At 51.3% G+C, this 10,148-nt stretch carries 6 protein-coding genes and 2 rRNA genes; 7 read left to right on the top strand and 1 reads right to left on the bottom strand.

The window, feature by feature from the left end; all coding sequences use genetic code 11:
- The coding region (locus GDA54_06875; GenBank protein ID MBC6498019.1) for a restriction endonuclease at nt 1-639 on the bottom strand (639 nt) is incomplete at its 3' end.
- Between the two features lie 451 nt (nt 640-1,090).
- Between GDA54_06875 and GDA54_06870 the strand changes: the two genes are divergently transcribed.
- From GDA54_06870 to GDA54_06840, 7 genes are all read left to right on the top strand, one after another.
- A 23S ribosomal RNA gene (locus tag GDA54_06870) occupies nt 1,091-3,839 on the top strand.
- A 184-nt stretch (nt 3,840-4,023) separates the two neighbouring features.
- Nucleotides 4,024-4,139: ribosomal RNA gene (gene rrf, locus GDA54_06865) — 5S ribosomal RNA — on the top strand.
- A 52-nt stretch (nt 4,140-4,191) separates the two neighbouring features.
- Nucleotides 4,192-5,895, top strand: coding sequence for a glycosyltransferase family 2 protein (locus tag GDA54_06860; protein ID MBC6498018.1), 1,704 nt, complete (start codon nt 4,192-4,194; stop codon nt 5,893-5,895).
- Nucleotides 5,876-7,522: a glycosyltransferase gene (locus GDA54_06855; GenBank protein MBC6498017.1), complete on the top strand. Its 1,647-nt coding sequence runs from the start codon at nt 5,876-5,878 to the stop codon at nt 7,520-7,522. Before GDA54_06860 ends, GDA54_06855 begins: the two co-directional genes overlap by 20 nt.
- 10 nt (nt 7,523-7,532) lie before the next feature.
- Nucleotides 7,533-8,465, top strand: coding sequence for an FkbM family methyltransferase (locus GDA54_06850; protein MBC6498016.1), 933 nt, complete (start codon nt 7,533-7,535; stop codon nt 8,463-8,465).
- 3 nt (nt 8,466-8,468) lie between these two features.
- Nucleotides 8,469-9,359 (top strand): hypothetical protein, encoded by an 891-nt coding sequence (locus GDA54_06845; GenBank protein ID MBC6498015.1) that lies wholly within the window; start codon nt 8,469-8,471, stop codon nt 9,357-9,359.
- Between the two features lie 12 nt (nt 9,360-9,371).
- Nucleotides 9,372-10,148 (top strand): hypothetical protein (locus GDA54_06840; GenBank protein MBC6498014.1); only part of this gene is annotated, 777 nt, incomplete at its 3' end.

Below are 10,148 nucleotides of genomic sequence, written 5' to 3'. Positions count from 1 at the left end.
CTCCTCGCTGTAGCGCTTACATTGGATAGCGATGTCAAACGATATGAGGTTGTCAAGGCGTAGAATGCCTTTCCCATCGATACCTCTATCTCCAGCGCCTCCCGTTTTTTCTATTTCATAGCCGTATTCCCGTAAAACCGCAAAACAAACCCTCTCGAAGGCGTCAGGCTCAAGCGATATGAGCCGTTTCAGTAAAGCACCTTTCCACCTTTGGTCTTCTTCATATAGCCTGTTCTCGTCTTCTACAATATCTTTGTCCTTTCCTTTACGTTTTTCTCGCTCTTGCTTGTATGCTATCAAAGACTGCCTCTTGTAAGCCTTAAAGTCATCCAAGAGTTTGCGTTCACCTCCTTCCAACCCCCTCATGCCTAATGGTGTTAATACCCAGACGCCCCGTTCAGCGTTGCCAACGAGCTGCATGCCTTTCAGCCAGCTACGCGCCCATCCCATTCTGATTGCGGCAATAAAAGCCCCTGTCTCGTAGGTTGCACTCATGATCTCGTCGGACAGGTCCATCTGACGAGTTATCGTCTCCTCAATTTCTTTTTTCGAAGCAGAGTTGCCCCTCTCTTTGAGAGCTTGTAATGTGGGCCAAAGGAAATCCCTATTTGATGGTATGCCGCTATCTTGTGATGTCATGGTTTTTGTCCGTTGGTTGTTGATGTGATAGCACGAGGCTGCTGGGTCTATACCCTCACTATAGCATAGCCTTGTGGTGTGGGAAGATATATTTTTACACGTATTTTACATATGCTCAACGTATGCCAAGAACGCATGATAATCATAAAAAAAGGTTGCACGGGACATCTTTTAGGGTTATAAAGACATCGTCTCATGCCGTGGGGGACGCCGTCGGGATCTTTGAGGGGAGGCGCGGCTGTGGTATGTGTTGTGGAATAGTGTGAAGAGGTCTTACATGGGAGGCGGGATTCCCCAATTGTCCCGTCGCACTCGTGTTAAGATGGCGTGTTTTTCCAAAGACGTGGTGTGTATTTCATATGCATAGACGTGTTTTTGGGAATGAAGCATCAAGAGAGCATACCCCATACATGCGTGGTAAGGATACCCCCTGTGTGTGGGGAGAGACGATTTGAGCGTCTTAAGGGCATTCGGTGGATGCCTTGGCATTGAGAGGCGATGAAGGACGTGGTACGCTGCGAAAAGCCGCGGGGAGTTGTGAACAAGCATTGAGCCGCGGATCTCCGAATGGGGAAACCCATCCCTTATGGGATATCCTATGGTGAATACATAAGCCACAGGAAGCAAACTCGGGGAACTGAAACATCTCAGTACCCGAAGGAAAAGAAATCAAACGAGATTCCGTTAGTAGTGGCGAGCGAACGCGGAACAGGCCTGCGCTCTTGTGTGTCGAACTGGAAACAGGTGGGAAATTGTGCCAAAGAGGGTGATAGCCCCGTACAGGTAAGAGACACACAGGAGACAAGAGTAGGGCGGGACACGTGAAATCCTGCTTGAAGATAGGGGGACCACCCTCTAAGCCTAAATACTCCTCAATGACCGATAGTGAACAAGTACCGTGAGGGAAAGGTGAAAAGTCCCCCGACGAGGGGAGTGAAATAGTCCCTGAAACCGAATGCTTACAAGCAGTGGAAGCCCACTCGTTGGGTGACCGCGTACCTTTTGTATAATGGGTCAGCGACTTGGTGTTGCGAGCAAGCTTAAGCCGTAAGGTGTAGGCGTAGCGAAAGCGAGTCTGAACAGGGCGACATAGTTCGTGGCATCAAACCCGAAACCGGGTGATCTAGCTATGGGCAGGCTGAAAGCGAGGTAACACTCGCCGGAGGGCCGAACTCACCGATGTTGAAAAATCGGGAGATGACCTGTGGCTAGGGGTGAAAGGCCAATCAAACCCGGAAATAGCTGGTTCTCCGCGAAATCTATTGAGGTAGAGCGTCACGTTAAACCTCTGGAGGTAGAGCACTGGATGGGCTAGGGGGGCGCGAGCCTTACCAATCCCAACCAAACTCCGAATGCCAGAGAGTTCTTGCGTGGCAGACAGACGGTGGGTGCTAAGGTCCATCGTCAAAAGGGAAACAGCCCTGACCGCCAGTTAAGGCCCCTAAATGGTAACTAAGTGGAAAAGGGAGTGGGGACTCCAAGACAGCCAGGAGGTTGGCTTAGAAGCAGCCATCCTTTAAAGAAAGCGTAACAGCTCACTGGTCTAAATAAGAGTCCCTGCACCGACAATGTAACGGGTCTCAAGTTACCTGCCGAAACTGCGGGCTCATAGCAATATGAGCGGTAGCGGAGCGTTCCGTAAGCCTGCGAAGGAGACCTCGTGAGAGACTCTGGAGGTATCGGAAGTGAGAATGCTGACATGAGTAGCGACAAGGAGAGTGAGAAACTCTCCCGCCGAAAGTCCAAGGGTTCCTGTGTAAAGTTAATCTGCGCAGGGTGAGCCGGCCCCTAAGGCGAGGCCGAAAGGCGTAGCTCGATGGGAATCTGGTCAATAGTCCAGAGCCTGCGGGTGGTGACGAATGGATGGGGATGTCCGCGCTTATATGGATTGCGCTGGCTGCACGCCCTTCCGTTCCAGGAAATAGCCCCCGCTTATAGACCGTACCCCAAACCGACACAGGTGGACAGGTAGAGCATACTAAGGCGCTTGAGAGAACGATGTTGAAGGAACTCGGCAAATTACCTCCGTAACTTCGGGATAAGGAGGCCCTCTTCGCGGGCAACCGTGATGAGGGGGCACAAGCCAGGGGGTAGCGACTGTTTACTAAAAACACAGGGCTCTGCAAAGTCGATAAGACGACGTATAGGGCCTGACGCCTGCCCGGTGCCGGAAGGTTAAGGAGCGATGTGCAAGCATCAAACTGAAGCCCCGGTAAACGGCGGCCGTAACTATGACGGTCCTAAGGTAGCGAAATTCCTTGTCGGGTAAGTTCCGACCTGCACGAATGGCGTAACGATTTCCCCACTGTCTCCAACATCGACTCAGCGAAATTGAACTCTCCGTGAAGATGCGGAGTTCCCGCGGTCAGACGGAAAGACCCCGTGAACCTTTACTGCAACTTCGCAGTGGTGTTAGGAAATGACTGTGCAGGATAGGCGGGAGGCTTCGAAGCGAGGGCGTCAGCTCTCGTGGAGCCAACCTTGAGATACCGCCCTTTCCTTTCTTGGCATCTAACCGAGACCCGTGAACCCGGGCCCGGGACCCTGCGTGGTGGGTAGTTTGACTGGGGAGGTCGCCTCCCAAAGAGTAACGGAGGCGCGCGATGGTAGGCTCAGGCTGGTCGGAAATCAGCCACAGAGTGTAATGGCATAAGCCTGCCTGACTGCGAGACTGACAAGTCGAGCAGAGACGAAAGTCGGTCATAGTGATCCGGTAGTTCTGTGTGGAAGGGCTATCGCTCAACGGATAAAAGGTACTCCGGGGATAACAGGCTGATGATTCCCAAGAGTTCACATCGACGGAATCGTTTGGCACCTCGATGTCGGCTCATCACATCCTGGGGCTGAAGCAGGTCCCAAGGGTTCGGCTGTTCGCCGATTAAAGTGGTACGTGAGCTGGGTTTAGAACGTCGTGAGACAGTTCGGTCCCTATCTGCCGTGGGTGTTGGAAAACTGAAAGGAGCTGCCCCTAGTACGAGAGGACCGGGGTGGACATACCTCTGGTGTACCAGTCGTCACGCCCGTGGCGCCGCTGGGTAGCTATGTATGGACGGGATAACCGCTGAAAGCATCTAAGCGGGAAGCCTCCCTTAAAACGAGTTTTCCTTAGAGAGGCGTAGAAGACCACTACGTTGATAGGCCAGGTGTGGACCCATGGCAACATGTGAAGCTAACTGGTACTAATCCCTCCAAATGCTCAAATCTCCTATACTCCCCCCGCACACAGAGGTTATCCGTCACCAAACATGATGGAAAAACCCTCCTCTGTGCTTCATTCCCAATGATAAAGAAAAACACCCCATGCAGACACAATATGTGCTTATATGTGACAACAGCCCATAAGCCCACAGGCCTTCGTGCCTGTAGGCTCTCGTATTTGTATGGTCTGGTGGTTATGGCGAGGGGCAATGCACCCGATACCATCCCGAACTCGGTCGTGAAAACCCTCTGCGCCGATGGTACTGCGTCCTAAGACGTGGGAGAGTAGGACACCGCCAGGCTTTACAAAGCGAGGGCACGCCCGCCACAAAACGTCTCCCGATACACAACGAGATGACGACCTCTTCGACATATCCTCTCCCTCAGACACCCCCTCAGACACCCCCTCAGACACCCCCTCAGACACCATGTGACTGCCTGTGCCACGCCATGACACTGCCTCTTTCTTGCTATATCGTCTCTGTTAACGAGGAGGATTGTATCGCCCGCGCGCTTATGTCCGTCAGGGATATTGCCAGCGAAACTCTTGTTGTCGATAGTGGAAGTCATGACGCCACCATTGACATTGCGACGGCTTATGGAGCGAAAGTCCTACACCATCCTTTCGAGGGCATAGGACCGCAAAAACGCTTTGCCCAAGACGCATGTCGCTATGATTGGGTGCTCAATCTCGATGCCGATGAATGGCTGAGCGAAGAACTCCAGCGAGAAATTCTCCACCTGTTCGCCAAGGGAGAGCCAGAGCGATTCTTCTACGAACTCAGACGTATCGATAACATCTATCCTATGGATGATTTTCCCAGATTATGGGTCAAGCATCACTATCGAGTGCGTCTCTATCACCGCCATAGAGGCGCGCCTTCTCTCCATCAGGTGCATGAGCATATCGAAGTCGGCGAGCACAAGGTGGGAAATCTCAAAAATCCTGTGATGCATCGTTCTGTGCGCCATTTCGAACATCTCATGGCGAAATGGAATGCCTATTCCTCTCAGCAAGCCTTTCAAGGAAAAAAGCGTTTTTATCCCCTTCTTATGCTGAGGTTGTTTACAGAGCCTATGACATCCTTTATGCGCGCCTACATACGCGACCGCCACTTCACAGGGGGGTTATGGGGTGTTGCCTATAGTTTGATGGAGTCAGCGCACCATTTTACGCGCATGGCGAAAATGATCGAGCATAAGCAAGGATGGGACACATTGCCCCAGAACAGAGTGACGAGTGTCGACGCCTGTAGACATATGAAAAAACGCAAAAAACTTCCCATCTCTTGTTTTATTATCACCTACAACGAGGAAGATCGTATCCATTGGCCTCTTCAAGCTTTACGTGATATTGCCGACGATATTGTCGTTGTTGACGCCCAGAGCACCGACAAGACCCAAGACGTTGCGCGCTCTTACGGAGCAAGGGTGATGGAGCGGGCTTGGTCTGGCTATGGCGAGCAAAAATGTTTTGCCGAAAAGCAATGTCGTCACAACTGGGTGTTCAATGTGGATGCTGATGAATGGCCGAGCGAAGAACTCCTCGATGACGTCGAGGCGATCATGACAAAACCAGAAACAGAGCGCGCTTCTGCCTATAAAGTCCCTCTCTTCTGGTGCTATAGTGGTGAGGACAAGCCCCGCCCATCCCGCAAGGCATGGAATATCGTGCGCTTTTATGATAGGCAGAAGGTAGGGTTTAACAAGAGTATTTTCGCAGAGAAAGTGATCGTCCCAAGCCACATCAAAACCGATGTCTTCAAGGGCGCATACTACCATTATCCCTTCTTGTCTTGTCGCCATTTTTGGCGGAAATACAATCGTTCCACCTCCCTTGTCGCGCCTATCACAAAGCCTCTTCCCATTCTCTTTGCGCGTCTTTTCTTTGAACTTCCTTGGTGTTTTTTGCGCGCCTATGTCGTAAAAGGGGGGTATCGAGACGGGCTACGCGGGTATGTCCAGAGTCAGCTCCATGCCTATGTCTATACCATGCGTATCATAAAAAAGCTAGAATACCGCCTAGGGTGGTCTTTAAGTGAAAAAAACTACAAATAAGGCGGTGCCTCTTTCTTGCTGTATTCTTGTCCGTCACGGGAGAGAAGACGTGGCGCGCGCCTTGATGTCTGTTAAAACGGTGGCGGATGATATTGTCGTTGTCGGTGAGGGTGGAGATGGTGATATAGAATCTGTCGCTCGCGCCTTTGGCGCGCGGTTCTTTCACCATCCGCAAGGGACGATAGAACAGCGGAGGCAATGGTCTCAAGGCCAGTGTCAGCATGATTGGGTCTTGCATATGCATGCTGATGAATGGTTGGGCGAATCTTTGCGGCGTGAGATTGTCTCACTTTTTGCGCGCGGCGCGCCACCAAAGTCCTTTTATTGCTATCCTATGGTCGATATGATTTATCCCATCCACGAGAAGCCGCGCTTATGGGCGCGCACCCACCGCCATATGCGCCTTTATCATCGAGGTCAAGGACAACAGAGCGCGCCATCACACCCCATCGTTCCACGTCGTGAGATGGGGCATTTACGTGGCCTGGCCATGTGTCGTCCCATACGGGATTTTCACCATGCTGTCGGATGGGGGAATCGCCTCTCGTCCTTATACGCGGCGCGCCACACGTCGTCTCTATGGCTCTTGCTCCTACGGCTCTTCGGTCAGCCTTTTTTTTCTTTTCTTCGCGCCTATGTTTGGGATAGGCATTGTATGGGAGGGTTATGGGGGTTGTCCTATAGTATCATGTATGCGGCCTATCGCTTTACATGCATTATCAAGCTGCTCGAGCGCCAACGGGGATGGGCGCAGCTGCCTCAGCGGATGATAGATATGCCAGCGAGAACAGAGCAGGGAGCAAGGAAAAGAACGCATAAAAGAACGCATAGGCGCAAGGAAGGCGTGCCTCTCTCATGCTTTATTATCGCCTATAATGAAGAGGACAGGATTCACTGGCCGCTCAGCAAGCTCTGTGATTGGGCTGATGACGTGCTTGTTGTGGATGGAGGCTCGACAGACAAGACGGTCGACGTCGCCCGTTCCTATGGCGTGCGTGTTCTTTCTCACCCGTGGCATGGCTATGGCGAGCAAAAATGTTTTGCGCAGAACGCATGTCGCTATGATTGGGTGCTCAATCTCGATGCCGATGAATGGCCGAGCGATGCTCTTTTGGAGGAGATAGAAGCCGTCATGGCACGACCAGAGAAAGAACGCGCCCATGCCTATGCTATGCCACGTCTGGATTGTTTGAGCGGCGAGGCGTCACCACGCAAAACGGCGCGGCCATGGTCTATCGTGCGGTTCTATCACCGCAAGATGGTCGGATTCAACGATGTGCCTTTTGCCGAAGAGGTCATTGTCGCTCAAGGAAGAAGGATTGCGCGCTGTGTCCATGTGTGCTACCATTATCCCGTTCGTTCCTTCGAGCATTTTTGGGATAAGGATAACCGCACCACGTCTCTTATCGCATCGAGGGGCAAGGCTTTGCCATGGCTGGTGCTGAGGCTGTTGACGGAACGGCATTGGTCTTTTTTTAGGATGTATGGTATCAAGGGTGGTTATCGTGATGGATTGCGGGGATATATACGAAGCAACGCCTTTTCGTTTGTTTATGTTTTGCGTATCATCAAAAAACTTGAATATCGTCTGGGTTGGCTCAAGATGAACGGGCGTGCGTCCCCATGAGAGTATCCCTATGAGATTATCTATGTCGCGTCTGTTGGCGGGAGGTGTCGTCTCACTTCTTTCTTGTTTAGGTCAGGCGAAGGCAGAGCGTTATGGCGCGCGCCTTATCTCCTCGCTCAAAAATGCTCGTTTTCTTAAAGCCTTTCATGAGGTCGAGACGGATATGGGGGTCTTACGTTTTCAGGGCGCTGATGTTAAGAATATCGGCAATATGTTAGAATCGGAGCGGCGGGATTGGAGAAAATTTGCGTCCCATGAGCAGGAAGTGCGTTTTTGGATACGCGATTATCTCAAAGAAGACCAAATCTTTTGGGATATTGGCGCGAATGTCGGCATGTTTACCTTATATGCGGCGTTGCGTCAGGGTGTCTCTGTGCATGCCTTCGAGCCTTATGTTCCCGTCCTGATGGAGCTGACGCAGAGCATTCAACTCAATCCGTTTCGAGAGAGGGTTCGCGCCTATGGCATCGCCATCGGTCCTCGCACATCCATGGAGCGTCTACGTCTCCACGAGGCGATAGCGTTGCAAGGGCAGGGATGGCGAGGGATTGAGGGGGAGGTACACAAAGATGTCGTCAAACAGCCACACTCGCAACTCTTCGCGTCTGATGAACATACATTGGGATTTTTTGATATTCCAGCGGTGACGATGGACGATGCGTGCCGTGTTTTTGGCGTGCCACAGCCTCACCATGTTAAAATTGACGTCGATGGCCTAGAGGTTGATTTGGTGACAAAGGGAGGGAAGAGCGTCCTTTCCCAATTACACACCCTCATGGTAGAAGTCGAGCTCGAGAATAGAGGGCGCTTAGACGGAGAACTCGTGCCTTTCCTCAATTCTTGTGGTTTGGTGGCGGTGCAAACAGAGACGCAGAAGGACATAGAGGCGCAAGGGGGTTATGCAAAGAACCGCCTGTTCGTTCGCGCCTCTATGGCGCGTTAAACGATGCGCTCTTTAGGCTTAGGGATTTTAAGTTGGCGAGGCTCGAGGAGCTTACGCAAGGCGCTTATGTCTTATGCCTATGACGCCTTTCTCGACCTTTTTGATGAACGATGTATTGTCTTTCAGGAGTGCCGAGAAGAGGATAGGCGTCTTGCTGAGGAATTCGCCATGCCCTACAAGGGTTATAAGGACAATCAAGGAATTCTGGGGGGATTTGAGAGGCTTGTAGACGCGCTCTCCACCGACTATATGCTGTTGCTTGAGGAGGATTGGATTCTCGTTGAAGATGTCAACAGCGTGTCAGAGCAGCTACGCCAAGGTCTTGCCTCTGTGGCTTCTGGGGAGACGGTGTGCTATAGTTTTCGTCACCGATGGCAACGTGACGATATTTCCGAGAAAGGTGTGAGCCAATATAGGCGTTATTATCCTGTCAGTGATTCGCCTCTCTATCCCAGCACGGGTGTTATCAAAAAAGGGATTCACGCCCTGAAACAGCGATTCCATCCCGTTAAGGCAAGGCGCTTACGCGGGCGCGCCGTCTATGTGGAGAGGGCACCGCATGCCATGTTCCCCCATATTATCCACGAAACAGACCACGGCTCTTATCTCGTCGACAGCGAAGGCATGGATTGGTCTAACAATAACGTTTTGGTCTCTCGTCAATTCATCAAGGAGAAGATGTTTAACCATTATGCCATACGCACAGGCCACCGCAATGGCTTCGGCGATATAGAGCATTCGATGAAGTGCGGTTGTGAGAAATGTCAATGGTGGCAAGGCAGTCATTTTAAGCTCGGCATTAGAAACCCCGGTCTTTTTAGGCATGCTCCTGTGGGATATAGAACGAAGAAGGCGAGCAAGGCATCTCCAAATGTCTATGTCGGGAATACATGAAAGGGTCAACATATGGACTATCCTGAATTCACATTCATGCGTCATGCGGGACAGAGACATTCTGGGTGTGGTGAGGAAGGCATTCTTCATTGGCTTTTTGATGCATGTCATGGTGAGAGGGGCGTCTTTGTCGAATTTGGGGCTTGGGATGGCATACACCTGTCTAATAGCCGTTTTTTCTTTGAACGAGGGTGGTCTGGGGTCTTTATAGAAGGGGACAAAAAGCGTTTTTGGCAGTTCTCTTCCAATTATCGGGAGCACCCTTCTGTTAAGACGCTCTGTGCGTTTGTTGAGGTCGAGGGACACAATTCTTTAGATAATCTGTTGGCGCGGGCTGAGGTAACAGCTGTGGACTTGCTCTCCATCGATATCGATGGTATCGACCTTGCCATATGGAAATCTCTTAAGACGCTTCGCCCTAGAGTCGTATGCATAGAATACAATGTATCGATTCCTTTTGACACACGCTACGAATCGACGCCCCATGCCAGAGATAGGGGACGTGGGAACTCTGCTCTTTCGACCTATGACTATGCAGAGTCTCACAATTATGTTCTTGTGGGGGTGACGTCGAACAATTTAATCTTTATGGATAGGAAGAAACGCCCGGATGGGATTGACGTTCTTGATTTCTCTCAATGTCAAGAATGTGTGCGTCTCTTCTATCCGTCTGTTAAGACGCGCGTGGCGTTTTCCAATCGAGGAGAGATGTTTTTTATCGAGGAGGATGGCACGCGCCATGATGGAGAGATATTTTACGTGCCATGTGCTGGCTTTTACGCGACACAG

The sequence above is a fragment of the Alphaproteobacteria bacterium GM7ARS4 genome (assembly GCA_014332745.1).
Taxonomy (GTDB): Bacteria; Pseudomonadota; Alphaproteobacteria; order GM7ARS4; family GM7ARS4; genus GM7ARS4.
Note: the sequence above shows the minus strand (reverse complement) of the source record. Positions and strands in the feature narration are given on the sequence as shown.